General features: G+C 58.7%; 23 protein-coding genes, 2 tRNA genes and 3 pseudogenes. 12 read left to right on the forward strand and 16 right to left on the reverse strand.

What is annotated here, in order from left to right; all coding sequences use genetic code 11:
• Nucleotides 1-13: 13 nt before the first annotated feature.
• Nucleotides 14-767 (forward strand): annotated as a pseudogene (locus ACUXVA_RS25555) (IS5 family transposase).
• Between the two features lie 745 nt (nt 768-1,512).
• Here the strand turns inward: ACUXVA_RS25555 and ACUXVA_RS25560 are convergent.
• The 12 genes and pseudogenes from ACUXVA_RS25560 to ACUXVA_RS25615 all read right to left on the reverse strand — a co-directional run bounded on the left by ACUXVA_RS25560 (nt 1,513) and on the right by ACUXVA_RS25615 (nt 13,201).
• The gene (locus ACUXVA_RS25560) at nt 1,513-2,019 is read right to left on the reverse strand and encodes an NADH-quinone oxidoreductase subunit B family protein (protein WP_265083095.1); all 507 of its coding nucleotides are present in this window, start codon (nt 2,017-2,019) and stop codon (nt 1,513-1,515) included.
• Between the two features lie 13 nt (nt 2,020-2,032).
• Nucleotides 2,033-3,541, reverse strand: coding sequence for a hydrogenase large subunit (locus ACUXVA_RS25565; protein WP_445488925.1), 1,509 nt, complete (start codon nt 3,539-3,541; stop codon nt 2,033-2,035).
• Nucleotides 3,542-3,558: 17 nt separating this feature from the next.
• Nucleotides 3,559-5,010, reverse strand: coding sequence for a hydrogenase 4 subunit F (locus ACUXVA_RS25570; protein WP_265083093.1), 1,452 nt, complete (start codon nt 5,008-5,010; stop codon nt 3,559-3,561).
• The gene (locus ACUXVA_RS25575) at nt 5,007-5,669 is read right to left on the reverse strand and encodes a hydrogenase-4 component E (protein ID WP_265083654.1); all 663 of its coding nucleotides are present in this window, start codon (nt 5,667-5,669) and stop codon (nt 5,007-5,009) included. The genes ACUXVA_RS25570 and ACUXVA_RS25575 overlap by 4 nt, the downstream gene beginning before the upstream one ends.
• 5 nt (nt 5,670-5,674) lie before the next feature.
• Nucleotides 5,675-6,631 (reverse strand): respiratory chain complex I subunit 1 family protein, encoded by a 957-nt coding sequence (locus ACUXVA_RS25580; RefSeq protein WP_265083092.1) that lies wholly within the window; start codon nt 6,629-6,631, stop codon nt 5,675-5,677.
• Nucleotides 6,622-8,637 carry a hydrogenase 4 subunit B gene (gene hyfB, locus ACUXVA_RS25585; RefSeq protein ID WP_445488928.1) on the reverse strand — a complete coding sequence of 672 codons (2,016 nt, stop codon included), beginning with the start codon at nt 8,635-8,637 and terminating at the stop codon, nt 6,622-6,624. Before hyfB ends, ACUXVA_RS25580 begins: the two co-directional genes overlap by 10 nt.
• A complete protein-coding gene (locus tag ACUXVA_RS25590) occupies nt 8,637-8,957 on the reverse strand; it encodes a helix-turn-helix domain-containing protein (protein ID WP_445488930.1) in 321 nt (106 codons plus the stop codon). The genes hyfB and ACUXVA_RS25590 overlap by 1 nt, the downstream gene beginning before the upstream one ends.
• A 194-nt stretch (nt 8,958-9,151) precedes the next feature.
• Nucleotides 9,152-9,412 (reverse strand): S1/P1 nuclease, encoded by a 261-nt coding sequence (locus ACUXVA_RS25595; protein WP_445488932.1) that lies wholly within the window; start codon nt 9,410-9,412, stop codon nt 9,152-9,154.
• A 53-nt stretch (nt 9,413-9,465) separates the two neighbouring features.
• Nucleotides 9,466-9,589 (reverse strand): annotated as a pseudogene (locus ACUXVA_RS25600) (transposase domain-containing protein); the annotation flags it as partial.
• Nucleotides 9,590-9,824: 235 nt separating this feature from the next.
• A complete protein-coding gene (locus tag ACUXVA_RS25605) occupies nt 9,825-11,621 on the reverse strand; it encodes an outer membrane beta-barrel protein (protein ID WP_445488934.1) in 1,797 nt (598 codons plus the stop codon).
• 618 nt (nt 11,622-12,239) lie between these two features.
• A complete protein-coding gene (locus tag ACUXVA_RS25610) occupies nt 12,240-12,668 on the reverse strand; it encodes a hypothetical protein (RefSeq protein ID WP_445488936.1) in 429 nt (142 codons plus the stop codon).
• Nucleotides 12,669-13,012: 344 nt separating this feature from the next.
• Nucleotides 13,013-13,201: an alpha/beta fold hydrolase gene (locus ACUXVA_RS25615; protein ID WP_445488938.1), complete on the reverse strand. Its 189-nt coding sequence runs from the start codon at nt 13,199-13,201 to the stop codon at nt 13,013-13,015.
• Between the two features lie 450 nt (nt 13,202-13,651).
• Here ACUXVA_RS25615 and ACUXVA_RS25620 point away from each other — a divergent pair, with 450 nt between their 5' ends.
• The 7 genes and pseudogenes from ACUXVA_RS25620 (at nt 13,652) to ACUXVA_RS25650 (ending at nt 21,490) form a co-directional block, all read left to right on the forward strand.
• Nucleotides 13,652-15,418, forward strand: coding sequence for a TIGR03768 family metallophosphoesterase (locus tag ACUXVA_RS25620; RefSeq protein WP_445488940.1), 1,767 nt, complete (start codon nt 13,652-13,654; stop codon nt 15,416-15,418).
• 415 nt (nt 15,419-15,833) lie between these two features.
• Nucleotides 15,834-15,989, forward strand: a pseudogene (locus ACUXVA_RS25625) (arsenical resistance protein ArsH); the annotation flags it as partial.
• Nucleotides 15,990-16,047: 58 nt separating this feature from the next.
• Nucleotides 16,048-16,329, forward strand: a complete 282-nt coding sequence (locus tag ACUXVA_RS25630; RefSeq protein ID WP_413776471.1) for a tyrosine-type recombinase/integrase — start codon at nt 16,048-16,050, stop codon at nt 16,327-16,329.
• A gap of 482 nt (nt 16,330-16,811) precedes the next feature.
• Nucleotides 16,812-18,163, forward strand: a protein-coding gene (locus ACUXVA_RS25635) for an IS3 family transposase (RefSeq protein ID WP_445487836.1) whose coding sequence is annotated in 2 segments (ribosomal slippage) — nt 16,812-17,148 and nt 17,148-18,163 — 1,353 coding nt in all. Because the reading frame shifts where the segments join, the coding sequence is not laid out codon by codon here.
• Nucleotides 18,164-18,308: 145 nt separating this feature from the next.
• Nucleotides 18,309-18,458: a hypothetical protein gene (locus tag ACUXVA_RS25640; protein WP_445488943.1), complete on the forward strand. Its 150-nt coding sequence runs from the start codon at nt 18,309-18,311 to the stop codon at nt 18,456-18,458.
• A gap of 297 nt (nt 18,459-18,755) precedes the next feature.
• Nucleotides 18,756-20,744: a VTT domain-containing protein gene (locus tag ACUXVA_RS25645; protein ID WP_445488945.1), complete on the forward strand. Its 1,989-nt coding sequence runs from the start codon at nt 18,756-18,758 to the stop codon at nt 20,742-20,744.
• Nucleotides 20,744-21,490 carry an endonuclease/exonuclease/phosphatase family protein gene (locus tag ACUXVA_RS25650; protein WP_265083653.1) on the forward strand — a complete coding sequence of 249 codons (747 nt, stop codon included), beginning with the start codon at nt 20,744-20,746 and terminating at the stop codon, nt 21,488-21,490. Before ACUXVA_RS25645 ends, ACUXVA_RS25650 begins: the two co-directional genes overlap by 1 nt.
• Before the next feature lie 5 nt (nt 21,491-21,495).
• Here the strand turns inward: ACUXVA_RS25650 and ACUXVA_RS25655 are convergent, their stop codons facing one another.
• A complete protein-coding gene (locus ACUXVA_RS25655) occupies nt 21,496-21,849 on the reverse strand; it encodes an LOG family protein (protein ID WP_265083082.1) in 354 nt (117 codons plus the stop codon).
• Between the two features lie 512 nt (nt 21,850-22,361).
• Between ACUXVA_RS25655 and ACUXVA_RS25660 the strand changes: the two genes are divergently transcribed.
• Complete coding sequence (locus ACUXVA_RS25660; protein WP_265083081.1) at nt 22,362-22,760, forward strand: hypothetical protein; 399 nt, start codon at nt 22,362-22,364, stop codon at nt 22,758-22,760.
• Between the two features lie 525 nt (nt 22,761-23,285).
• Nucleotides 23,286-23,516, forward strand: a complete 231-nt coding sequence (locus ACUXVA_RS25665) for a hypothetical protein (protein ID WP_265083080.1) — start codon at nt 23,286-23,288, stop codon at nt 23,514-23,516.
• A gap of 322 nt (nt 23,517-23,838) precedes the next feature.
• On the opposite strand, the gene ACUXVA_RS25670 is transcribed toward ACUXVA_RS25665, so the two are convergent.
• Nucleotides 23,839-23,912, reverse strand: a tRNA-Gly gene (locus tag ACUXVA_RS25670).
• 351 nt (nt 23,913-24,263) lie between these two features.
• Here ACUXVA_RS25670 and ACUXVA_RS25675 point away from each other — a divergent pair.
• Nucleotides 24,264-24,349, forward strand: a tRNA-Tyr gene (locus tag ACUXVA_RS25675).
• Nucleotides 24,350-24,426: 77 nt separating this feature from the next.
• Here ACUXVA_RS25675 and ACUXVA_RS25680 read toward each other — a convergent pair.
• Together ACUXVA_RS25680 and ACUXVA_RS25685 are read right to left on the reverse strand one after the other, a co-directional pair.
• Nucleotides 24,427-24,738 carry a hypothetical protein gene (locus tag ACUXVA_RS25680; RefSeq protein ID WP_265083079.1) on the reverse strand — a complete coding sequence of 104 codons (312 nt, stop codon included), beginning with the start codon at nt 24,736-24,738 and terminating at the stop codon, nt 24,427-24,429.
• Nucleotides 24,735-24,926: an antitoxin VbhA family protein gene (locus ACUXVA_RS25685; RefSeq protein WP_265083078.1), complete on the reverse strand. Its 192-nt coding sequence runs from the start codon at nt 24,924-24,926 to the stop codon at nt 24,735-24,737. Before ACUXVA_RS25685 ends, ACUXVA_RS25680 begins: the two co-directional genes overlap by 4 nt.
• Before the next feature lie 334 nt (nt 24,927-25,260).
• Here ACUXVA_RS25685 and ACUXVA_RS25690 point away from each other — a divergent pair, with 334 nt between their 5' ends.
• Nucleotides 25,261-25,683, forward strand: coding sequence for an IS5 family transposase (locus ACUXVA_RS25690; protein ID WP_445488948.1), 423 nt, complete (start codon nt 25,261-25,263; stop codon nt 25,681-25,683).
• The last annotated feature ends 9 nt before the right edge of the window (nt 25,684-25,692 follow it).

Below are 25,692 nucleotides of genomic sequence, written 5' to 3' on the forward strand. Positions count from 1 at the left end.
AGGAGGCGGTGAGATGGGTGATTTCTTTTGGTTTTCCGATGCGCAGTGGGCTCGAATTGAGCCGCTGCTTCCGACCGGCGTGCGCGGCAAGCCCCGGGTAGATGATCGTCGTGTGCTAAGCGGGATCGTCCATGCCCTGCGCTGTGGCGGCCGTTGGGCCGACTGCGCCGACGTCTATGGGCCAAAGAAGACGCTTTATAACCGGTTCGTCCGCTGGTCCGAACGCGGCATCTGGCAAGGCATTTTCAGTGAGCTCGCGGGAGCAGGCGATGCGCCGGACCGGCTGTTCATCGACAGCAGCCGCATCAAGGTTCACCGCTGCGCAGGCGGTGGAAAAGGGGGGCTTGGCTCATGGTATCGGCCGCACGAAAGGCGGACGAAACACCAAGCTCCATGCGGTCTGCGATGAAAAGGGGCGCCCCTGCGTCCTGCTCCTGACGCCCGGAAACGTTCACGATTGCAGGGTTGCGCAGCTCTGCATCGAGGCGATGCCACCGTCGGCCGAACTCGTCGCGGACAAGGGATACGACAGCCAGGCGCTGCGCGAGTGGTTGGTCGAGCGTGGCACCGAGCCCGTCATTCCCCCGCGCAAGAACCGCAAGATCCAATACGATTACGACCGCGCCATCTACAAGCAGCGCAACGTCATCGAGCGTATGTTCTGCCGCTTCAAAGACTGGCGACGCATCGCCACCCGATTCGACCGCAACGTCCGAAACTTCATGAGTACCATCAGCCTCGCCGCAGCCGTCATCTGGTGGCTGTAGTGAGTCCGGACCCTAGTCATACGCCTATGTATTCACCGTCCCCATACATCTCGCAAGGCGGCCCACGGCGGAGGGATACCGAGCATCCGACCAGCGCCGCTTTGGCTATCGCCGCCGGTCCAGATGTGGCGCATCGCAGGCGCCCTCATCAACTACAAGAAGCTGCGGCTTTGGATGTCGAGGAGCGCCTGCAGCTCAGACTGCACGGCGGTCTCAAACAGGCGTTGGGCGCAAGGCTCTGACGATTTTTTCTCAAGAGCCCGATCCGCGAAAAGTCGCCCAACTTCCTCTACGAAACGCCGATCGACAGAAACCTATGCGAGATCAAATGTAGGCTGAAGCGATCGAAATGACGCCACAGGCCACCGCGAACAATATCGCGCCGACGGCGGATGGGCCAAAAATTGCGTACAAGATCGCCCCCACGATGAAAGTGAGCACGGCTGAAAACGCGCTTCGAATTACAATACTTCCGAACGATTCATTCGCGTCGTTATTTTTTGATATCATGGCGCTATCGCCTGACCGAACGTCTACCCATCGAAAAGAATGGGCCAATCCCTAGCGCCGCAAATCATACTCGCTATTTATAGATCGTGCCATTACGAGAGAAGACTTTGTGGTCAAAGTCGATATCGAGAACATCGCGATAGAATTCAGGGCAAGGTTAAGCGCTTCACCTACGATGTGAGAAACGCCTTTCGGCCCTTGCGAATAACGGATCGAGATAGTCCGAATCGTGCCTTCAATCGAACAATGCAAGCAGGCCCCGTAAAATCTTGATCGGCGGCGGAGGACAACCGGGAATATGAAGATCGACAGGAATTACTTGCGAAACACCTCCGACCACAGCATAGCTTCCAGCAAAGCAGCCGCCATCTCGGCCGCAATCGCCTACGGAGACGACCCATTTCGGATTGGGAATTGCATGGTAAGTAAGCTCTAACGCCTGGCGCATATTCTTCGTCACCGGTCCGGTTACCAACATCAGATCGGCATGACGTGGCGACGCTACGAACCGGAATCCGAAGCGCTCCACATCATAGTATGCGTTGTTCAACGCATGAATTTCAAGTTCGCACCCATTGCAGGAGCCGGCATCGACTTCTCGTATAGAGAGGCTCTTTCCGAGACGCTTTCGCGCGGCAATGCCCACAGCCCTTGCCAGTTGGGCCTGCGCTTCATCGTCTCCAGACGGCGCCTTTTCGGTGAACGGCCGGCGAAACAGGCTTTCAAAAAGCAGCTTGCGCATCTTGTGCTATTCCTCAGAGATCGTGGCCTGAATAGGAGCAGTTGAAGGATTTGTTGCAAAGCGGGAAGTCGGCGGCGATATTGCCTTCAATTGCGGCCTCAAGAAGTGGCCACTGAAACCACGACGGGTCGCGCAGATGACATCTTTCGACCTGCCCCTCGCGCAAGCGAAGCCAGACAAGGATGTCGCCGCGGAACCCCTCGACGATCGCCATGCCTTCGCGTACCTCACGCTGGCTCCCGACATGCTCGCCCGTCGGGCCCCGGGGAAGCCGGGTCAGTATCTCGTCAATTAGTGAAAGAGACTGCTCGACTTCCCGCACACGGATCCACACGCGCGCATTGACATCCCCCTCATGCAGGGTCGGCACCTCGAAGCGCAGGCTATCATAGGGCGGATAGGCAAGGGACCGCCGCGCATCGAAGGATCTTCCGGAAGCGCGACCTATGTAACCCCCTGCTGCATATTGTTTGGCCAATGCGGGCTTGAGCAAACCCGTATCAACCGTACGATCCTGCAGGGATGCTGTATTGTCGTAAAGTTCGACCAGCGCGGGTAAACGGAGAGAGACGTCGTGGACCACGGTCAGGATCGCCCCTCTTCCGCCGTCGCTTAGGTCACAGGCAACACCCCCGGGTAGGATGATGTCCCGCATCAGGCGGTGACCGAATGCGGTACCGGCAGCGCGCAGTATGCTCTCGCGTAGCACGCTGGTATGCGCGTGAATCAAGCCGAACGAGGCGTCGTTGCAGATGGCGCCGAAGTCGCCGAGATGGTTGGCAAGCCGCTCGAGTTCCGCCAGCAACGCGCGCAGCCAGACCGCGCGATCAGGTGCGACTAGGTCAAGGGCCGCTTCTACCGCTCTCGAAAACGCATAGGCATAGGCGACAGTGCTGTCGCCCGATACGCGTCCAGCCAGTCGGACGGCCCGCTCGAGACTGGCGCCAAGCATGAGTCCCTCGACACCTTTGTGCGCATAGCCCAGCCGTTGTTCCAGTCGGACTATGGTCTCCCCGCTTGCTGTGAATCGAAAATGTCCGGGCTCGATGATACCCGCGTGCACCGGACCGACGGCGATCTGGTTCAGGCTATCGCCTTTCACAGGCAGGAAGGGATAGGGCGATAGCTGCGAAAGGCCGTCCAGGCGATCTCCCAACGGGAAGCGCACGTCCCAACGGTCATGGTCGAGCCACGGACGCGGATCGGGCAAGCCCTCTGCCGACAGTCCGAACAGGTCGCGGATGGCGCGCTCCAATCGAACCGCCGGCGGATGATGCTTGCTGACTGACGGATAACTGCGATCGGGACAATCAAGGCTGATGACACCGATTTCTGCCGTCTTCTCGTCCATCAAGGCCATATGTACCGTCGAAGGTTCCGCCCACAGGCCGAGCAGATTCCAGTTGCCGTGCGCCAGTTCGTCTGCTGCACGTTTCCAGACGGAGGCATCGACCGCGGATCGCGGCCATGGGCTGTGCTGGACTGGGCATCCTTCCTGCAAGAGATTGGTCAACGACGGCATCGCCCTCTGTCCTCACGCTATCCGAGAAGATTTGCGACATGCTGGAACCAGACGACGAGCGGCGACGGAAGATATACGCCCGCGATCAAGACCAACGAGAGATGCGCAACCATCGGAACATAGGAAGCGTTTGAAGGGGCGAGGCTGCCGCGAGGATCGCCGAACGCGACGCTTGTGAGCCGCAGCATCAACGCACCGAAGGCCAGCAAAATTCCGAAGACGAGTATGATCGCGAGCAACGGCTGCCGCGCGAAGGTGGAGCTCACGACGAGGAATTCGCTCATGAAGATCCCGAGAGGCGGCAGTCCCGCGATCGCGGCGACACCGACCACCAGACCCCAGCCGAGCATGGGATGGCTCTCCGTCAACCCCCGGATCCGGGCAATTCGCTGGGTTCCCTTGACCTGCGAGATGTGGCCGACGGCATAGAAGATCGCCGACTTGGTCAGGCTGTGCATGACCATGTGCAGCAGCCCCGCGAAGTTCGCGAGCGGGCCGCCCATGCCGAACGCAAAGACGATGATGCCCATGTGCTCGATCGAGGAATAGGCGAACAGGCGCTTGATGTCGCGGCGGCGGTAGAGCATGAAGGCTGCGAAGACGAGCGAAAGCAACCCCATCGTCATCATCAGTGGACCGGGCGCGATCGCGTTCGGATTGACGGCAAGCAGTATCTTGAAGCGCAATAGCGCATAGAGCGCGACATTCAGGAGCAGCCCCGACAGCACGGCCGATATCGGCGTCGGACCTTCGGCGTGCGCGTCGGGAAGCCATGCATGCAGCGGCGCCAGGCCGACTTTGGTGCCGTAACCGAGAAACAGGAATATGAAAGCGACGTTCAGAAGGGCGGAGTCGAAATCCGCCGCATGCTGGACCAGGAGCGTCCAGACCATGGCGTCCTGGCCCTCTCCGACAACCGGTCGCGCCGCCATGTAGACCAGGATGGTGCCGAACAGCGCGAAGGCGATGCCAACGCTGCCGAGGATGAAGTACTTCCACGCCGCTTCGAGGGCGGCGTGGGTGCGATAGATGCCGACCATCAGCACCGTGCTCAGCGTCGCGATTTCGACCGCCACCCACATCAGGCCAATATTGTTCGATACGAATGCGAGATTCATGCCGAACATCATGATCTGATACATCGCGTGATAGAATCGCAAGTATGCGGGCGTCAGCCGGCCGGTCTCGAGTTCATGGGCGATGTAGCTCGCGCTGAAGATGGATGTGGTGAAGCCCACGAAGGTGTTGAGCACGATGAACACGATGTTCAAATCGTCGATCAGCACGTATTGCTCAGGCTGCGGGCGATCGATCGCGAGCAGCGAGAGCGCCGAAATGAATGTCGCCAGACTTGCCGCCACGTTGAGCCGTGCCGTCAGCCGGTAGCCGGGCAGCACGGCCAGCGCCGCCGCCGCCCCGATGGGGATGAGCAGGACCGCCACCACCGGATTGAAGTGATCGATGTTCATCGTCGCCCGTCCCGGTAGTCGTCCAGCGCGGAAATGTCCACCGAATCGAAGCGCTCGCGGATTCGGAACAGGAAGATGCCGATGACGATGAAGGCGATGAGGATGGAGAAGGCCACGCTGATCTCGACGACGAGCGGCATGCCCTTGGCGCCTGTGGCTGCCAGCACCAATCCGTTCTCGAGCGACATAAAGCCCACGACCTGACTGACTGCGTTGCGGCGCGTCACCATGACCATAAGACCGAGCAGCACCACCGACAGGGCGAAAGCGATATCCTCCCGCGCCAGCGGATCGGCTTCCGCGGTGACCCGCAGCATCAATACCATCGACAGCGCGACCAGACCCATTCCCGCCAGCATCGTTGAGCCAATGCCGACGGCGGACTCGATGTCGCGGTGAATGCCGAGCTGCTTGACGATGCGGTGCAGCGCCACCGGGATGATGATCGCCTTGAAGACCAGCGCGATTGCCGCGGTCACGTAGAGATGAGGCGCATCCTGGATGTAGGCTTGCCAGGCGACGGAAAGGGCGAGCAGCAGAGCGTGCGCCGCGAATACGTTGAGCAGCGAATAGAGCCGGTCCTGATACAGCATCATGAAGCTGATGAGGACGAGTCCGCCGGCAAGCGTATGGGAGATGTCGAAGGCGAGGCTGTGCATCTGCATCAGAAACTCCTCGATACGAACAGCAGGAGCGTCCCGAGCAGGCCGAGCATGAGCGCGGCGCCGAGAAACTGCGGAACGCGAAACACGCGCATCTTGGCGGTCGCCGTCTCGAACATCGCGAGCAGAAAGCCGGCGACCGAAATCTTGATGATGTAAGCGCCCGCGCCGATAGCGTAGGCCAGCGGTCCGGCGCCGAACAGGGCGATCTTCCAAGGGAAGAAGACGCAGGCGATGAGCGAGATGTAGAGCAGGAGCTTGAGAAACGCGCCGAATTCGATCATGGCGAGGTGGCGCCCCGAATATTCAAGCACCATCGCCTCATGCACCATGGTGAGTTCGAGGTGGGTCGCGGGATTGTCGACCGGGATTCTGGCGTTCTCAGCGAGAGCGACCATGATCAGCGCGACCAGCGCCATGCCGAGCGATACCCGCAGGCCGACGTTGGACGACCCCATGAAATCCGCGACCGTCGAAAGCTGGGTGGAACCCGCGACCAGCGCCATGCAGAATATGATCAGCAGCATCGCCGGCTCGGCGAGGGCTGCGATCATGACTTCCCGGCTTGAACCGATGCCGCCAAAACTTGTGCCGACGTCCATCCCGGCAAGCGCCAGAAAGAAGCGCCCACTTCCCAACAACGCCACGATGGCAATCAGATCCGCCGTCCAATTGAACAGGAGTCCTGTCGCGAAGGTCGGTACCAGGGCGGCGGCGACCCAAGTCGCGGCAAATGTCACATACGGCGTCACGCGGAATAGCCACGACGCGTTGTCGGCCAGGACGACCTCTTTCCTGAGAAGGCGCAGTAGATCTCGGTACGGCTGAAGGATCGAGGCTCCTTTGCGACGCACCAACCGAGCTTTGATCTTGCGTATGAAACCGGTGAGCAACGGCGCAAGCAGGAGCACCAGCGCCATCTGGATAGCTTGAACGAGGATGTCGGAGATCACGACCATATCGCGAGCACCAGGAGCAGCGTGACGAGGGTGGCAAAGACGAGGCTGAGATATCGACGGATGGTAAGGAACTGCAGGCGATTGAGCCGGTCCGCCGCGTATCCGACAGCGCCCACGATGGGAATGTACATGCGCTCCCAGACGAGATCATGCAGTTCGATCCTGAGCTGCGCTGGCCGAGGATCTCCTGGCGCCGGCATATCGACATGGTCGCTGGCGCGAAAAACAACGGTGCCGAAAATCCGACGGATTGGTTGAGCGAAGCTTCCGCCCGAATACTGAGCCGCAGGGGTCGGGTCGGCGAAGCCACAGCCCCACGCTGGCGCACGCCGCAACGCGTGAGAGGCGAAGCGGTGAATGAAATAGACGGCAAGCGATGCCGATACTGCGACGAACACCATCACAAGCATGCCGTTGTAGGAGCCCCGGCGTTCCGCGATCGGCACGATCGACAGCCACGGCATGTCTGCCTGCATCGGCATGCGGGCGCCGAGGATCGCCGTGGCGATCGGCGAAAGGGCGTCGATCACCAGGCCCGGCAGAATTCCGGCGGACAGACAAAGCGTGGCGAGGATTGCCATTGCCGAAAGCGAATATCGGTCGGCTTCTACGGCATGTTCCGCAGCCGGGCTGCGGGGCCGCCCGAGGAACGTGATGCCAAATACCTTGACGAAACATGCTGCAGCCAAGGCCGCCGCCAAGGCCATGACGGCGCCGACTGCGGGCACCATGATCTTCAGGCCCCATTGCGGCAATTCGGGACTTTGCAGAATGGCCTGAAAGATGAGCCATTCCGAGACGAACCCGTTGAACGGCGGAAGCGCTGAGATTGCGATGCAGCCGATGAGAAAGACGATGCTGGTGAACGGCATCCGGTGGATGAGGCCGCCCAGTCTGTCCATGTCACGTTCGCCCGTCGAATTCAGGACGGCGCCTGCCCCGAAGAACAGCAGGCTCTTGAAGAAAGAGTGGTTGAGCACGTGAAACAGCGCTGCCGTGAAGGCGAGCGCGGCCGCGGGTTTCATTCCATTTGCCTGAAATGCCAAGGCAAGCCCGAGACCGACGAAGATGATGCCGACATTTTCGATCGTGCTGTAGGCCAGTAGGCGCTTGAGGTCGTTTTCCATCAACGCGTACAGGATTCCCATCACGGCGCTGATCCCGCCGAGGAAGAGCACGATGACGCTCGCCGACCAGGTCGGCTGTCCCAACAGATCGAATACGACCCGAATAAAACCATAGATAGCCACCTTCGTCATGACGCCGCTCATCAGCGCCGAGACGTGGCTGGGAGCAGCCGGATGAGCAAGCGGCAACCAAACGTGAAGCGGCACAAGGCCAGCCTTGGAACCGGCCCCAAGCAGCATCAGGATCAAGACCGACGTCGCCACGTAGGGCGTGTGCTGAGCAGCCCGAATTGCATCGAATTCATAACTTCCAGCGGGGCCAGCAAGGAGGCCGAAGGCAAGCAGGAGCGCGAGCGTGCCGAAGCTTGCCATAACGAGATAGACGTAACCGGCCTTCGCATTGGCCTTCACCCGGTGATGCGTCATAACGAGCGCCCAGGATGCCAGCGACATGAACTCCCAGCAAAGCAAGTATGAAAACGCGTCGCTCGCCATCACGACAAGGTTCATGCCCGCTAAAAAGGCGGGGAAAAAAGGCAGCACGCGGTGCGGCGCCGGCTCGTGATGACCGTAGCCCATGCCGTAAAGGCTTGCCGCAGCTCCCCCGAGATTGACGACGACTAGGAAAAAAGCGGCCAGTGCGTCGAGCCGGAAATGCGCCCCGAGCCAAGGCAATCCAATCGGAAGCGTCAGGTCGGAGGCGGTCACCGTGCCGCCAACCAGCCCGCGAATAGACCCGAACAATGCAACCACACACACCGCGAATGTAGCGCTGTAGACCACTGCTGTGGAGCTTTTCGAACGACCCAGAGCTATCGCAAGAACAGCAACTCCCAATAATCCTGCGACACACGACATTTGTAAAACGACAGCAGGCATCACGTGCCCACCCTTTTACCGCACTCCGCTCTGTTTTCGGCTTGATTGTGCAGACAGGTCTCGGCCGAACCCGAGTTGATCTTCTGCCTCGCACCACGCCTCGATGGAGGCCCGACGGCGCCTTCGTCGACCATCTCGATCACCGCTACGTGGAATACAGAAATAAGGTTCGCCAGTGAATCGGCATTACCCCGAACCATTGTCTCACTCGCCTCCATTTGTTGAATGGTAGGCACGGAAAGCCCGGACAATTCTGCGAGCTGGCGCTGACCAATGCCGACAAGCACACAGCCAGCCCCCAATTGAGCCGCTGTGATCATCGGATTGCCCCACCGCGGGATTTCGGAAGAATGCCTAGCATCATTCTCAAACAATGTATTAATGTCAACAAGCGATATCCTATATATCTATATTGATGGTTTTCTGTGGCGGTGCGATGAAACTCGATCGGAGGCAGGTAGGCTAGGCGCTCAAGGGAACATCTTATGAATCTCACGAAGCAAACGACCGCGACCTATTTGCAGTCCCGGGCTCGGTCATAACGAATGCGATCGGGCGGGATTTCGACGACGTGCAAATCGTAGGTTTCCAGCCTGTCTTCTTCTCTGATTGCGTCCGCCCAGACGGACACTTCAGCCATCGCCTGCGGGCCTTCACCAAGAAGGTCCCGGACTTCTGCGGTCGCCGGTTGGGAGAGATGGCGAGATGCAATTTCGGCCACTGTCCTGTGGCCCAGTTCTCCCCACGCGAAACCGGAGCCCGGCGTGCCGATCAAGAAGATCAGAGCTGTTCATCGTAAGCATCCGCTGAGGACCGCGTGGCGCTCACTCAAGCTGCCTGATCCACCTGCCGGCTACTGTCGCGCCAATTCCACGGCAACAGGTCGTCGAGCCTTTGGACGGGGTGCCCAGCGGGCCAGGACATAGGCGAGCCAGGCCTGTGGATCCACGTCAGTCGCGGGAATTCATCATGGCCAGCGGTCATAACCGCAACCAAGGCCGAACATATGACCGCACCGTCCTGCGCTCTTCAAAACTTGTGAAAAACCCTTTGCCGATCGGGCCGTTCCACATATGAGTCAGAGCCAATATTGCAGGCCGAATGACAGTAGGTCAGCTAGCCGATAGCCCCGGGCGGGGACCCGCCCGGGGCTAAGTTGCCAAAACTCGCAGATTCAATCGAAGCGATTAGCTACCGTTAAACTTGTATGACGCCTGCACAAACACTCCGGATTGCTCAACAGCTGCTCTAAAGGGAATCGGTGGCGGAGCTACAATGGGAGCACCCTCAGCAATGACTCGTGTTTTCTGTGCGTCCGTCGTCCACATACCCCAGTATCGGCCTCCCACACCAATGCTGAACTGGTCAGTAACCATATAGGACAGAATGGACTCAAACTGCACGCCTCTGCCATGGCCCCACTGCGGGTCTACGCTTGCGAGTACGCCGCTGTTCCCGAAGAAATGGTTGTCTTCGCCGTTGAACTTTACATAGGGCAAATACGCGGCTTCACCACTAAGCTTGATACGATCAGTCAGCATCATCTCTCCGGCGATTCCCAAACGTAACGCCTGCCATTTGTCGTATTCAGTAAGGATTGCACTGCCTGTAGGTGGGACGGACTGAAACCCTGGGTTTCCTGGGGCACAAGGGGCGGCAGGATTGGCCGGGCTGGCTATTTGGGTGCAGCCATAAGCATTCAGTTTTTGTTGGTAATAGAAGTAGCCGGCAAACGCTCCGACCTTGTACGCAGGGCCCCGTAGAAAATCGTATCCAGCATCGACTACTGCGTATCTAGAACGCCCGTTCACTTCCGGAGAATTCGTATTTGTATAGGCCATAGTCGGGTCGATGCCGAAATCCTCGTCGTTTATATGACCATTCTTTATAGTTCCGCCACCTACGAACCCTTTTACGAACCAATTCATCGGCATATCCACGCGCGCGAACACCTCGCCTGAACTCGTTATCAAATCGTCGTAGGTCAGTCGCGAGATGCTTGATAGTGGATTGGCCTCCGGTTGCCCCAAGCCATATTGGAACTGGCTCCAACCAGCCACATAGCGACCGCCAACTTCCACTGCCCAGCCGCCAGCCGAGTTTACAAGCGGCGGCGCCTTGTAGGCAGCCTTCATAGGGTAGCCAAGCGAACCAAAGGCCCAGCTTGCCCCCGGGTCTGCGCCCCACTTGTAATTTAATCCGACTTTGAATTCGTGGATGCCCTGCGCTACGCCGGATGTACCAGGAGGAACAACTGCCGTGATCGCGCCCGCTCCGTTAATCGTGGTGCTGCCAATATTTGCGACGTTGAAACTGCCAAAACCGAGGTAGTCATACTCAAGTTTCAGCGACCAGGCTGGCGACAAAGCCTGCTCGACGCCAGCACCGACAGTCCCGCCGAACGTATTGTATCTGGAGCTATTCGACGCGATGGCGGGTCCACTGGGCCCGAACCCAGTACCGGGAGCAAGATAGTTATTTGTTGCCATATCAATCTTGTCATGCGCCCACGCGAAACCACCCTTTGCATAGACCAGAGTATGCCCTTGCGGGCCGGCTGCGTATCCAATCCGGCCGGTCAAAGTACCCGTCGCATCCTTACGCACTCGGCAGGTTGAGTTAAACGCGTCGCCCGCCGACGCAAAGCACGTGATGGTGCCGTCCGAATCTAACATACTAATGTCGGCCTCAACGCCGAACACCCAGGGCGATCCCGGTGCCTCCCAATTGTAGCCAGCCTGAACGCCGCCGAAAAAACCGGGAGACCTGACCTTGCCGAATATCGAAGGGCCGAAGGAATCGGAAAAGTTGGTCGTGCCCACGGCACCGCCGACGTGTGCACCAATATAGAAGCCGGTCCAACTCCACGGCGCCACATAGGGCACGGCTTTGACGGGCATGTCCGCAGCGTTAGCTACCTGCCCGCCAACCGACGCCTTAAGTAGAGCAACAAAAACGACGCCACCAAGTAAAACGTGTTTCATGACACCCCCCGGGCACCGTGCGAGAACGATTCAACAACTATATCATGGTTTTCAATACGCCGTTCGCTTTCGTGTACGTTGATCCTCCTCAAAAGGCCGGCCTGTCCGCCGTATAAAATATTGCCGTTTTGTTATTCTACGTCGCACAGTTGGCGCTCGCAAATGACCGTACAGGGCCAAAATGCTACCAAGCACAATCCTTACGGCTCCCTCCTCCGGTTCATTTCAGGCGGAATCCCTTGTTGCGGAACAGGTTGATGCAGGCGTCCACAGCGGTCGGATCGTAACCTGTTCCTTTCCCCGCCTCGGCCAAGGCCACGTTGAGACGAAGCGCCTCGCGTCAGGGGGGCGACGCGCCATCATCGCCTCCACGGTGCCGCCGCGACCAAAGTGCGATACCGCCGCTCGGAGAGAGCCATATCACCGTGGCGGACAAAGCGATGCACCTAGCCAAGACCAATGGACGTGACCGGATCGAGGACTTCCTGACTCCCGAAGCCGGAGGCCCCGAACTGGCGCCCGCCACAGCGGTGCTCGCCTGATTGCCGAACTCGTTGCGACTTCAGCGTCTTCGACGGACTGTGTCATCTGCCGAAAGCCGCGCCCTATCGGAGCAGGTCAATCGGGATCGTCTGGTTCGGTAGTCGTCGGTCCGGCCTGGCCTGGCGCTGGATTGTCGAGCGCGCTGCAAGACGGATCCGTTTCCGACGCAGGCGGCCCCCGATCCGCGAATTCAGGGTCAACCGCTAAGGTCATGTCCATTCGCGATCGGATCCAGCCGTGGAGCTTTGCTTCAGCAAGCCGGGCTCGAAGAGGCTCATCCGCATCGCGTAACATGCGCGAAATACGCCATCCATCTGGATCGTCGTGATTGATAGAATACTGGCGAAGCGCGTATGCCGCTTGTTCAAAAGTCCAAGAATACCTTCCATTGATTTTGATTCGTTGATTCAGTGCTGGATTGACCTGGCCTTTCTCAAGTCGTGTCGATCGGGATTTGAAAATGCTGCCGCGGATGCGCGCGAGAGCGTCTGGCAACCAAATCATTCGACGACCTCCGTCCATCCGGTCGAGGGGGGCGGTGCGATCAGTATCGCTTTTTCGGAATCGCCAAAAAATCGGAGGTCGTTTTTCACGATCGGCTTCCTTGAGAGCCTCCAGAAATTCTCAATATTATCTCTGAGAGATTGACGACGGGTCGTCTCAGGCTCCTGTCTCGCGCCTCGCATGCCTCGAGCGCGAGTGTCATCCGCGCGTCGTCGTCTCGCGGAAGAAACGGCCAGAGCATGGGGGGCTCCGTTCGGGATCAAGGGGAGAGCCGGAATGCTGCATAATGTGCTCCTCTTCGACATTCGAATTTGCAAGTGCACTGCCGCTGGCTACTCTCATGTTCAAGTGGTTACGTCTGGGAGCGCAAACTCCAGCGCGATCATGCCACCCAGGGAGAGGCCAACCAGATCGACAGAGCCTATATCCAGATGAGCGAGCAGTGTTTCGATATCGTCCGCGAGCGCGGCAACGCTAAAGGGCACCGTCAGCTTGCCTGACGCGCCATAGCCGGCACGATCGGGCACGATCACCTGAACCTTTGTGCACGCCATGATGCTGCCATGCTTTGGAAGCCAGACTAGAGTTTGTCCCGCACGGTCGCAGCGCTGTCAATGTAGACGCGCCTCAGGAAAGAGAAGATCTCCATGGGAAAACAGCATCATCGGCTACGAAAGTGGACCACCGGCGGTTAGAGTTTTCCGGCTCTGTCATGATGGCGGGCTGGTTACGCCATCATGGTTTTGCAACGTAGTCGGGGCTCTTTGCCCGATTGCCCCCTGTGGGCGTTCTTCGCTGTAGTATCTGCAACCACCCTCGCGCGCGACGGCGGCAACGGCTTAGCGGTCAATAGCGGGATCAGGGTATCGTTCTAGTAATCGGCGAATTCAGCTCGGCGCGCCACAATCATCAGCGGGCCTTCCTTTTTGGGACACGCCAGCGGGCCGCCGTGATCGTCGACAGGGAAAATCAGGAGGCAGGGCATGACCAGGATTTCACGTCGTGATTTTGGGGTAAGCGTCGGAGCACTGGCTGTTTCCACTTTCACCTTCCGCAAGGCCCGCGCAACGAGTCAAAGTCAGATCGAAGGCTATCCGATTGCGTCGGATGTTTCCACAACACTGCGGAGGACGGTGGTGCCTGGCCCAACGCCTTCGGCGAAGATCGAGCTTCATGAGCTTTCGAAATACAAGCAATACGGCTTCGGCAACTGGGCGTTTGGCGATCCTCTCAAATCCGTCACGCGGACCGATATCATGCCGGCGCGCTATGACGGTTCAACAGTCACCAAAAAAGCAAAACTGTTGACGTTCTTTACCATCAGCGACATCCATATCACCGACAAGGAATCTCCCAATCAATTGATCTATCTTCAACGCCTACACAAGACATTGCCGGTCAGCGCTTCGCTCTATTCGGGAATCATGCTGTATACGACGCATGTTCTCGATGCGGCTGTTCAGACGATTAACGCCCTTCATAAGAAGGAACCGTTCGATTTCGGCATCTCTCTGGGCGATGCCTGCAACAGCACGCAGTACAACGAGCTGAGGTGGTATATTGACGTCCTCGACGGCAAGGTTATCAGCCCAAGTTCCGGGGCTCATCTCGGAACCGAAACGATCGATTATCAGAAATCGTTCAAGGCCGCGGGGCTCGACAAGACGATTCCCTGGTATCAGACTCTCGGCAATCACGATCATTTCTGGATCGGTTCGATCCCCGTGGACTATAGCCTTAGAACCGATCTTCGACAGTCATTCATTTCCGACGAAGTCTTCGCCACGGGAGATGTCCTCGCCAACCCCGCACAAATAAGGGACCATATTTACTATATGGGCGTAATCGACGGCTCGACTCCCTACGGTGACATCAAATACGCGGGGCCTGCCCCGGACTTCAGGAGCCCGCCGAAGGTTATCGCCGACCCGGACCGCCGTTCACTTTTGAGAACGGAGTGGATGAAGGAATTTTTTACGACATCATCAAGTCCGGTCGGCCACGGCTTCAATTTGACTGACGCCAGAAACGGCTTTGCCTGTTTCAGTTTTGTGCCGAAGTCGGCGATACCGATCAAGGTTGTCGTGCTCGACGACACACAAAGCGAAGACGATAGCTCTACCGACATCCATGGGCATGGTTTTCTCGACCAGGCACGATGGAGCTGGCTAAAAACGGAACTTGCAGATGGCGATGCCGCCGGTCAGATGATGATCATTGCCGCGCACGTCCCGATCGGCGTTGAAGTGACCTCACCTGCGTCCGAAATGGGTTGGTGGACCGATCCACAAAATGCTGTCACCCTGCCGGATCTAGTTGCTGAACTTCACAGCCATCCGAATTTGATCATGTGGGTTGCGGGGCATCGTCATTTGAATACCGTCAAGGCATTCATATCGCCTGATCCGGTCAACGCTCCTGAAAAAAGCTTCTGGCACGTCGAGACGTCATCGTTAAGGGATTTTCCGCAGCAGTTCCGCACTTTTGAGATCTACCTCAACAGCGACTATACAATTTCAATCGTTGCGACCGACGTTGATCCAGCGGTCGAGGACGGAACGCCCGCTGCGACGTCGCGTAAATATGCGATCGCGGCGCAGCAGATCGTCCATGCGGATATATATATATCTAATCCAACCAATGATCCGACCATAGAGCCGATGCCGACCGGCTCGTACAACGCTGAGCTTGTGAAGACATTGAGCGCTACGATGAAGGCGAAGATGGAGTCACTGTTCCCAACGCTATAGCGGACGATAGCCATGGTCGGGAAGCTCACGGAGCTTCGTCCCGCGGGCTTGTCGCTGCCACCTGTAACGATTACGCTTCTCGTCGCTTCATTCCTATCTGATCCTAGCCTATGCCGGGTCGGAAAACGCCGCCGAAGATGTCGACTTCTATTACGCCGCCAACGCGGCCGGTCGCCTGCTCGGCATCACATTGTCGGGCGTTCTCTATCAGGCCAGCGGCATCACCGGATGCCTCGTCGGCTCGGCGATCATGCTGCTGCTCTGCTGCTTCATCACGTTCCTCATTCCGCTACATCCTGTTCCCGTTGCGGAGAGCTCAAGCGCGTGAGACTCTGCTGACCATCGGAGGAGCTGTTGATCATCCTGCCGAATCCGCACATCGGTCAGCGCGTCAAAGAAGGCCGCGAGATCATCGATGCAGGCTAACCTTCCGAACATTGACCCGGCCGCCTTCCACGTTCCAGACGCGGCCCTCTTGAGCTAGAATTCCGCCATCAACCATCGGCCGCGTATTCTGCTGCTCTATGGCTCGCTGCGTGAGCGTTCGTTTAGCCGCTTAGCCGTCGAGGAGCCCTCGTCCGCCTGGGCATTTCACTCGATTAGGCAAGTAGAAGACCATCTGGGAAGGAATGCTGCCTTCCAAGAGATCAAAGAGACTGCCGAGTCTGGCCGGTATTCCGGAAGCCGACAAAATTTCGCCGAAAACGCTACGGCATGCCTTCGGAGCGCATCTGCTGCAGAACGGCGCCGACCCGAGTTCGGTTCACGCGATGCTCGGACATGCTGTGATGGGATCGATGGAGATGTATGTGGAGGCTATGTCGAGCCGAAGAGATACCGAAAGCTCGGTAAGGCCGCCCTCATGGGACCTTGGTCGCTCCAGAATTGATCCGCATCAATTCAATCCGTAAATTTTCGTCCTAAATTATTCTAGTCAACTTACGATGCAAAGGAGCTGTCCATGATCTCTCGTAGAGTGGGCGCGGCACCTGCTGAATTTCCGCAAAAGAGAAGAGATGTGCTTGCCGACAGCGGTGGCCACGGCCCGATGTCAGAGCAAGACGCCGTAGGCTCTCACGGTCATGAGATGTATCCGCAAGGATTTGTGCGGTTGGTCGGCTGTCATGGTTCAGGAAAACACGAGGCAGCGTATCGTCTACACTAATCCCTACGACCACCGTTCTCACATCGTCGGTTCCGCCGCGGTGATCGTGGAAAGTGTCTGCCGTTTCACTGAAATCGTTTTAGTCACCCGCTATATTACGCGGTGGTTGCTCGGAGTCGTGACATGCCCAGTCAACCCAGTGATTGTTCACCGTCAGCACCCTTGAGACAAATTGAGGGACTTCACGAAGGGAGGATTTCTGGTTCATCGTAGCCGTAAGGAGCGAAGATGAAACAGAAATCCGGACCGGGCAAAGCGCCCGCAGAACAAGTGCTGAAGGACATCCGGCGCCAGACGCGTCGGCATTATTCGGCCGAGGAGAAAATCCGCATCGTCCTGGAGGGGCTGCGTGGTGAGGAGAACATCTCGGAGCTTTGCCGCCGGGAAGGCATCGCCGCCTCGATGTATTACGGCTGGTCCAAGGAGTTCCTGGAGGCCGGCAAGCGTCGATTGGCCGGTGACACTGCGCGAGCTGCAACACCTGGCGAGGTGAAGGATCTTCGTCGCGAGGCTACAGCTCTGAAAGAAGTTGTTGCCGATCTCACCCTGGAGAACCGTCTGCTCAAAAAAAATATGAGCGAGGATGGGGAGGACGAGGCATGAGGTATCCCGCATCCGAGAAGGCCGAAATTATCGAGCTGGTGGAGCAATCGCATCTGCCCGCCAAGCGCACGCTGGACAAGCTCGGCATCCCGCGCGCCACGTTCTATCGCTGGTATGACCGTTACCGTGAGGGCGGGCTGGAGGCGTTGGCGGACCATCGCTCCCGACCGGATCGCGTCTGGAATCGCATCCCGGACGACGTCCGCGGGCAGATCATCGATCTGGCGTTGCAGGCTCCCGAACTGTCACCGAGGGAGCTGGCAGTGCGCTTCACCGACGAGAAAAAGTACTTCGTCTCCGAGGCGTCGGTCTATCGGCTGTTGAAGGCGCATGACCTGATCACCAGCCCGGCCTATGTGGTGATCAAGGCGGCGAACGAGTTCAAAGAAAAGACCACCGCGATCAACCAGCTCTGGCAGACCGACTTCACCTACCTCAAGATCACCGGCTGGGGCTGGTATTATCTGTCGACGGTGTTGGACGACTTCTCGCGCTACATCGTGGCGTGGCGGCTCGGCCCCACTATGTGCGCTTCCGACGTCACGGCTACGTTGGACCAGGCGCTGGCGGCATCGGGCCTTGACAGCGCCACGGTCGTGCACCGGCCGAGACTGCTCAGCGACAACGGCGCGTCTTATGTTGCAGGCGATCTCGCCGACTGGCTCGAAGACAAGGGCATGCGTCATGTGCGGGGAGCACCTTATCATCCGCAGACCCAGGGCAAGATCGAGCGCTGGCACCAGACCTTGAAGAACCGCATTCTGCTGGAAAACTACTATTTACCTGGAGATCTTGACCGACAGATTGGAGCCTTTGTCGAGCACTACAATCACGTCCGCTATCATGAGAGCATCGAAAACGTCACACCTGCCGACGTTTACTTCGGCAGAGCACAGACGATCCTCGCAGAACGCAGACGCATCAAACTCGCCACCATCGCAAACCGTCGCTTGCAGCATCGACTGCAGGCCGCTTAAACTCTAACCCTGATGAGCCAGAGCCTCTCTTCTCGAAGCGCCTGATCAGTCTCAAAGTGCCTGACGACGAACACCCAGTGATCTTGCCGCCCGGCTATCTAACAGCCGCGAGCCGGACAAAGGATTGTTGCGAGAGACATTCACATTGCCGGTCGAAGCGGCTCGCCTTAAGGCTCGCGAGGTTCTCGACCAGTTCCCGCAGGGCGACTACATGGCGATTGTTGAACATTGGCGACAACTGCCGGACGGACAGATCGAATTCACGGTGCGGCGTCTGCAGGCAGCGCATCCATAAGGTTGTTTTTTGTTGCAGTGCATGATTCTCTTCGTGGCACAGAATGGAATTGCACCTCGCCTCAGAGACGAGTGCGTTTTGTCGGCGTCCTGTGGAACCGACTAAGAGCCGAGGCGTTTGAGGGTACTGATCCCCTATCGTCGATTATTAACGGGATTTACCCCAGGTCCAAGGTGACGACTGCTCAACAGTTCATCCATTCTGATCCCCGGCCAGACCGTCTGGAGGCGTTGCGAAGCATCCAGGCTCGCCGTCTTTAATGACGCTGCCGAATACTTTGGCGCGCTGAGGGACGCGTTGCTGCTGGCCGAGCGACAAGTGTATATCCTTGGCTGGGACATTCACAGCAAAACGCTGCTGGTCGGATCAACCGGCTGGGCTGACGACGGATTTCCGACCGAGCTTGGTCCTTTCCTGAGAAGATTGCTCAAAGCAAAACCCGCGCTTCAGATTAACATTTTAAGCTGGGATTTCGCGGCGTTGTATGCTGCCGAGCGGGAATGGAATTCCGCCGACAAGTTCACGACAGGAAGTGACGGCCGAATTCAGTTTTGTCTGGACTCCAGCCTTCCCCTCGGATCGTCCCAGCATCAGAAGATCGTGGTGATAGACAACGCGGTTGCGTTTGTCGGCGGGCTGGACCTGACGATCCGGCGCTGGGACACCAGTGAGCATCTAGCCGAGCATCCGCTTCGTCGCGACCCCGCCGGAAAGCCATACCCGCCGTTCCACGACGTGCAGTGCATGGTCGAGGGCCAGGCCGCGGCAGCACTCGGCGAGATCGCGTTCGAGCGATGGGCGGCTGCCGGTTGCACAGCGGAAGATTGCGAAGCTGTTGCGTGCGATCGCTGGCCTGCATCCGTGCCGGCAGGAGCAAGGCAGATCCAGACTGGCATCGCGCGGACCGAACTCAGAACCGCGTCGCAGGACGGGGTCGACGAGGTGGCCCGGCTGTTCGAGGCGTCGATCGGTGCCGCAAGCCGCTTCATCTATATCGAAAACCAGTTTGCCAGCGCCACCGGGATCGCGGAGGCGCTGGCGCAGCGGATGGCTGACGTGCCGTCGCTGCACGTGCTCATCGTGACGCCTAAGGCGCATTCGTCATGGCTGGAATCGCAGGCGATGCAGGCCGGCCGCGGCGGCTTCATGCATCCGTTCGTCGCGGCCGGCGTAGCCGACCAGCTGCGCATTCTCTATCCTTCGGTAAAAGGCAAGGAATCCTCGGCCGCGGTGATGATTCACAGCAAAGTCATGATCGTCGATGACCGGTTCCTGCGGGTCGGCTCGGCCAACATCAACAACCGCTCGATGGGGGCGGACACCGAATGCGATCTGGCATTCGAGGCAACGACGGAAGATCATCGGGAATTCATCTGCGACCTGCGGCGCCGGCTGATCGGACATTTCTGTGGAGTGGATGAGGCCACCATCGCGGACCACGAAGACGACCTGCTTAGATTCATCGATCGCCATGCACAGAGCGGAGCCGACCGGGCCTTGCTGCCGATTGATGAAGAAAGGACGCCGGTCGTTGGGATGACCGACATCATCCAGCCGATCGCCGATCCGAAGCAGCCGCTCAATCTGCAGCGCGCGGCGCGGCGGATGTGGACCCCGCGCACGCTGCTGGCGGTGGGCGGTACTGTGGTCGCGCTCACTGGCCTCGCGCTGGCGTGGCGCACGACGTCGCTGAGCGATTACACCGATATTGGCTACGTCGCATCCTTCATCGCAAGGCATTCACAGTCGGCATGGGCACCACTGTTTGCAGTCGCGATCTTCGTGCTGGGAGGGCTGGTCGTATTCCCCGTGACCGTCATGATTGCCGCGACGGCGGCGGCGCTGGGGCCCTGGATGGGCGCGATCAGCGCCACGGCCGGCGTAATGGCAAGCTCGTTCGTGCTGTTCATGATCGGCCGTCTTCTCGGCCACAGGCGGCTGCAATCGCTGCTTGGAGCGCGCGCCTTGCGCGTTCAGAACCGCATCGTCGGCAAGGGCGTCGTTGCCGTGTCGATGATCCGGATGGTACCGGTCGCGCCGTTCTCACTCGTCAACGTGTTGGCCGGCGCCAGCCAGTTGCGGCTGGGTGACTTTCTGATCGGGACGGTGCTGGGAATGGCGCCCGGCATTGTCACCATGGCTGCGCTGGGCGCGCAGATCGCGGACTTCGCCAAAAATGCCTCCTGGTCGAACGCGGTGCCGCTCGGCCTCACCATCCTGCTGTGGATTGTCGTCTGTCTCGCGGTTCAATTCGTAGTGACGTGGTGGAGCGGACGCCGCACGTGATGGAGACGATCCGCATCATGACATGGAACGTGCACGGCACGTTCAATCTTAATCCGGATTTCGACCTGGAAGGCGTTTGCTCGATCATTGATAAGTGGTCGCCCGATGTGGTCGCCCTGCAGGAAATTGACTCGCGCGGACGCAAGGACGATGTATTCGCCAGGCTGGCGGACGCCGTCGGCGAACATCGCGTCGAGGCCCGTTCGATCGTCACCGAAGACGGCGACTACGGGCAGGTGCTACTCAGCCGCTGGCCGTTCGCCGGCGCGCCCGAGGTGACCGACGTTTCCTATCAGGAGAGGGAGCCCCGTCGGGCGATCTCCGCAGCGATACGTTTCCCGATCGGCGAGGTGACGGTGGTGGCGACGCATCTTGGCCTCAGCATCCACGAGCGCCAGGCGCAGGCGCAGGCGCTCGCCGCCCTCGTGGTTGCGCCGCGGACTCTGGTCATCGGTGACTTCAACGATTGGTTCTGGGTCAAGTCGGTGCGGCGGGGGCTGGCCTCGCGCTGCCCGGTGCGGACGCGGTTGCGGACGTTTCCGGCGCGGCTTCCCATGCTACGGCTCGACCGCATCTACGCTACGCGAAACGCAACCATCGTGAAGGCATGGACTGACCGCGAGGCGCGGACGTATTCGGACCATCTGCCGGTGCTGGCGGATATCGCCTTTGAAGATGTCGGGGACGGCCCGCCCGTAGTACTGGCGCCGGCAGACGGCAGCCATTCCGCAACGGAGCATCGATGATACCTTCATCGACCAGGAACTCTATGTCGACGGCACGACGTCAATAGGCTTTGCTCACCAGCACAACGGGAATTAGCTTTGATATTCCGTGTCTGAATGAGAGTTAGAACCTCGAACAATTCGTCGAACGTGCCATAACCACTAGGAAACGCCACGAGTGTCTTGGCCCGAAGGAGAAAATGCAGCTTGCGCAAGGCGCAATAATGAAAGCTGAAACAGAGTGTCAAATCGGCCTTCAAATTTGGCTTTGTCGCAATTTTGATGACGGAGACTCGCGCTGAAAAGCCGCAGTGGCCGATCCCTTTGAAGTGACTCTCCGTTTTCGGATATGGTGCAGCTGACGGAAGCGCGAATAACACGCGTCACGGCGTTTCCTGTTCTTGGCAGCCGGGCTATTGAGCTAATTCATTAAATCGAGCTCCCTAACAACGATGCGTCATCAGAACTGCAGAGCACGCCGACAATCGTCGCCACCGACCCAACAGCTCGCACCGCGTCCAGCGTTTCGGACATGCCGATGATCTAACGCTCGGCAGTATTCTCGAAGGATTGCTGGCCGAACCATGGGAACAGGGTTCACCCCGTCGCGGGCGCCGTCTCCGAGACAGACAAGAGCGTCTCCAACGAGATCGACGCCAAGCGTTTGGCAAATCCGGCGTTCAATTTGATCAAGATCAATTCCACTGTCGCAATCGCGCATAATTTGAAGTTGGGCTAATTCTGAAGCTCGCGTTGATGTGTGAAACGGCGCAGCATGTATCCTAATCCGCGAAGCTCATCCGATTTCCCTATTGAGCTAAATCAATCACATGCAGCCCTTCGCGCCTAATCATTGCGCTTCTCCTTGCTCAGATATTTGGGAGTTATTGAAATGAATAAATCGTCTAGAGTTCTCGTCACCGCGCTGGCTATAGCCTTCGGGCCTTGGGTCGTTGTACCTGCCGCAGCGGCGCCGATCGGGTTGCCACTGATGCTGCAACAGAAGGTGGGTTCGTCGGCAGAGACCATACAGTATCGCCGCGGCCGGCACGGCGGCTATCATGGCGGCGCGGGAATTGGCCTTGGCATCGCAGGCGCACTGATCGGTGGGGCGATGATTGGTGCAGCAACGCAGCCCTACGTCTACAACGGCTACCCGCCCGGCTATTATGGGCCGGGCTACAACGTCGCGCCTCCTTACGATCCCGGGTATGCCATTCGCAATGGCTTCGTCTGTCAGCCAGGAACAGTGTTCCGTGGCGAGGATGGCCGCAACCATCTTTGCCAGTAATGAATTTTAGAAGCGCCTAGGCGGCGCTTTTTCAAGCATCCGTCCATCACCACAATATTGCAAGCGGCGACACGGTCGCTCGCAAAGACAGCCTTAAGGTGGACTAGAACAATTGAACTATCGAACGGGCTCAGACTGGCATTGAGACGCTGGTCGTGCTGGTGGCGTGGGACGTAAATACCCACTCGGTGGCATTTTGCGGATTGACACGGGGCCAGCACGACAATGAGCAGATCAAGCATTGCTCTCGTCAACCTTCGGGCTGCCGTCATCATCATCGTGCTGGCGTTCCACTCCGTCCTCCCCTACCTCGCTTCCCTGCCAACCGCCCCGTATCCCTTCGACAGCGCGCCTTATCTCTGGCTGGTCTTTCCGATCGTGGACAGCCAGCGATGGTTCGGCTTCGACCTATTCTGCGCCTGGCAAGACGTAGGGCTGATGACCCATTTGGCCACATCGTTGACACGCTGGAATATCTCATTCTCGCTTGGCTACCCAGCGCGATAGCGTGGGTAAACAATTGTCGTGATCGGCAAAGCGCTCGCCGCGGTCGCGATCGGAATATGTGTTCGCCAGATCAAGAAGCACCCGATCATTGCCACTGAGGTGGACCTCGCTGTTTCGGCAACTCTGGCCTACGCCCTGCTCGGCGATGCCGCATCGGCAGTTCTATTGGCTTGGGCTTTAAAACATCGGGCCAAGATCGAGCCTCGATGCGCTGTGCTCAGTGACTTCTGGCTTATTTCGGATTTCTAATGGTCTTCCGGAGCGGGAGTCACCATGCGGTACATCAGCGCTTCCAAGGGCACTCGACCACTCCGTCTCGCGACATCGGCCACCCTACGATTACACAGTTGGCAGAGAATTGCGCTCCTGCCTCCCTATCTCACACGCCACATTGCGCGCCCTCCCCGCACATTTGTGGGGGCCTCGGGCGGACGAAAGCGGAAAGTAGATAGGATCCGTTGTATGGATTCGGGGTCTAACGTTGTACGAACGCTGTATGAGCTTTTCTGAAAAAGATAGCACACGCTCGCGCTAAAGCAAAATAAGTGTGTAATAACAATAATCTAGAGAGTGGAGCGGGTGGAGGGAATCGAACCCTCGTATTCAGCTTGGAAGGCTGCTGCTCTACCATTGAGCTACACCCGCGCTGGCGTTCACCTAGCATGGTGCCGGGCCGGTCTCAACCCGTGGGATCCCGCGGAATTTTGCCAGCCAGCATGCCTGCGGCGCCGGGCGCCCCCTCACGAGCCGTCATCAGCCCTGATTCGGGTGATCCGTCGCGCATGGTCCCCCGCGCCGCCGGGCGGCATGGAACCCGGGCTGTCATCGCGGCGTGACCGATGAAGCGGATAATCGTCCCTCCGTCGGTTGACTTTGCCCTACCGCTTCCGTCATAAACGCGCCGAACCGGGAGCCCATCACTGGGCGCACGTTTTAACGTCATCATCGGCCGGCCAGCCGCTCTCAGGGGCGGAATGAGGTTCGATGGCGTGGAGCGGGGGAGTGTCCCGAGTGGCAAAGGGAGCTGACTGTAAATCAGCCGTCTTATGACTTCGAAGGTTCGAGTCCTTCTTCCCCCACCATCCTGTTTTCATTGAAGAAAAAGCCCTTCGGGGCCTCTGATTTTAGAGCCCTTTTCTGGGTCAGATTAGGCGCTGGGTCAGCTTTGGGTCAGATTTCCTGAAACTGGCAGCAGGTCGGCTGTGGACAACTCGCGGCTCGGGCCGCTCAGCCTGGTCATCCAGAATCGCATCCCGTTGGGCGCGGATTCTGGAACCTGGGAGCCTGTCTGGGCCGGGCGATAGTTTCCGCAAACGAATCCGCGCCCCAGTCCTTGCCGAACGATGACGCAGTTGTGGTGCTTCAGGCGACGGAGAATCTCCCGGTGCAACGGGGTCAGCTCCATGGGCTTGCAGTCGCTGGCAGGCAGCTTGGTGTGCTTCTCGCTCCAGTCGATGATGTCGTCCGTCATGACGTCCCTCCCTTCCCAAATTTCCTGAGCGTCTGTTCCATCAGCTCGGCGTCGTCGATTTCTCCGTGCGCCCACTCGTCCAGCGCCGACTCGGTCTCCGGCAGGACTTGCCCGCCCTCGATGGCGGTGTTGGTCACAGCGAAGCGGACGGCGTCGGATCGGGCCTGGAGCTTCTTGGGGGGCGTCATGACGTCTCCTCCGTGTCATTGATGGCGCCGGCCGCCATTGCAAACCGACCCATACAAAGCCCGCAAACCTGATTTTTCGCTTCTGATACTATTGAAGAAATTCTATCTTCTGTAACAGCTTTCGCCCGTATCCGGAGGCATAGTACGCCCGCAAATCGACTTCACCCCGAAAATCCGCGTGCACTGACCCCTTGGCGCCCCAAGCGCTTCCGATAGGAATGACCGGCGTGGTGGCTATCTACGTTGCGCTCACGGGACAAGGTGACGCCGGCGTCTCGTCCCGTCGAACGATCGAGGTGGATCACCGCTGCGCAGGCGGTGGAAAAGGGGGGCCTTGGCTCATGGTATCGGCCGCACGAAAGGCGGACGAAACACCAAGCTCCATGCGGTCTGCGATGAAAAGGGGCGCCCCTGCGTCCTGCTCCTGACGCCCGGAAACGTTCACGATTGCAGGGTTGCGCAGCTCTGCATCGAGGCGATGCCACCGTCGGCCGAACTCGTCGCGGACAAGGGATACGACAGCCAGGCGCTGCGCGAGTGGTTGGTCGAGCGTGGCACCGAGCCCGTCATTCCCCCGCGCAAGAACCGCAAGATCCAATACGATTACGACCGCGCCATCTACAAGCAGCGCAACGTCATCGAGCGTATGTTCTGCCGCTTCAAAGACTGGCGACGCATCGCCACCCGATTCGACCGCAACGTCCGAAACTTCATGAGTACCATCAGCCTCGCCGCAGCCGTCATCTGGTGGCTGTAGTGAGTCCGG

The sequence above is a fragment of the Rhodopseudomonas sp. RCAM05734 genome, from assembly GCF_052658035.1.

Bases quoted from the DNA above. Each gene is read 5' to 3' on its own strand.
- ACUXVA_RS25560 (WP_265083095.1), bottom strand. From the start codon at position 2,019: ATGCGCAAGCTGCTTTTTGAAAGCCTGTTTCGCCGGCCGTTCACCGAA.
- ACUXVA_RS25565 (WP_445488925.1), bottom strand. From the start codon at position 3,541: ATGCCGTCGTTGACCAATCTCTTGCAGGAAGGATGCCCAGTCCAGCAC.
- ACUXVA_RS25570 (WP_265083093.1), bottom strand. From the start codon at position 5,010: ATGAACATCGATCACTTCAATCCGGTGGTGGCGGTCCTGCTCATCCCC.
- ACUXVA_RS25575 (WP_265083654.1), bottom strand. From the start codon at position 5,669: ATGCACAGCCTCGCCTTCGACATCTCCCATACGCTTGCCGGCGGACTC.
- ACUXVA_RS25580 (WP_265083092.1), bottom strand. From the start codon at position 6,631: ATGGTCGTGATCTCCGACATCCTCGTTCAAGCTATCCAGATGGCGCTG.
- hyfB (WP_445488928.1), bottom strand. From the start codon at position 8,637: ATGCCTGCTGTCGTTTTACAAATGTCGTGTGTCGCAGGATTATTGGGA.
- ACUXVA_RS25590 (WP_445488930.1), bottom strand. From the start codon at position 8,957: ATGATCACAGCGGCTCAATTGGGGGCTGGCTGTGTGCTTGTCGGCATT.
- ACUXVA_RS25605 (WP_445488934.1), bottom strand. From the start codon at position 11,621: ATGAAACACGTTTTACTTGGTGGCGTCGTTTTTGTTGCTCTACTTAAG.
- ACUXVA_RS25610 (WP_445488936.1), bottom strand. From the start codon at position 12,668: ATGATTTGGTTGCCAGACGCTCTCGCGCGCATCCGCGGCAGCATTTTC.
- ACUXVA_RS25620 (WP_445488940.1), top strand. From the start codon at position 13,652: ATGACCAGGATTTCACGTCGTGATTTTGGGGTAAGCGTCGGAGCACTG.
- ACUXVA_RS25630 (WP_413776471.1), top strand. From the start codon at position 16,048: ATGCTGCCTTCCAAGAGATCAAAGAGACTGCCGAGTCTGGCCGGTATT.
- ACUXVA_RS25650 (WP_265083653.1), top strand. From the start codon at position 20,744: ATGGAGACGATCCGCATCATGACATGGAACGTGCACGGCACGTTCAAT.
- ACUXVA_RS25660 (WP_265083081.1), top strand. From the start codon at position 22,362: ATGAATAAATCGTCTAGAGTTCTCGTCACCGCGCTGGCTATAGCCTTC.
- ACUXVA_RS25680 (WP_265083079.1), bottom strand. From the start codon at position 24,738: ATGACGGACGACATCATCGACTGGAGCGAGAAGCACACCAAGCTGCCT.
- ACUXVA_RS25685 (WP_265083078.1), bottom strand. From the start codon at position 24,926: ATGACGCCCCCCAAGAAGCTCCAGGCCCGATCCGACGCCGTCCGCTTC.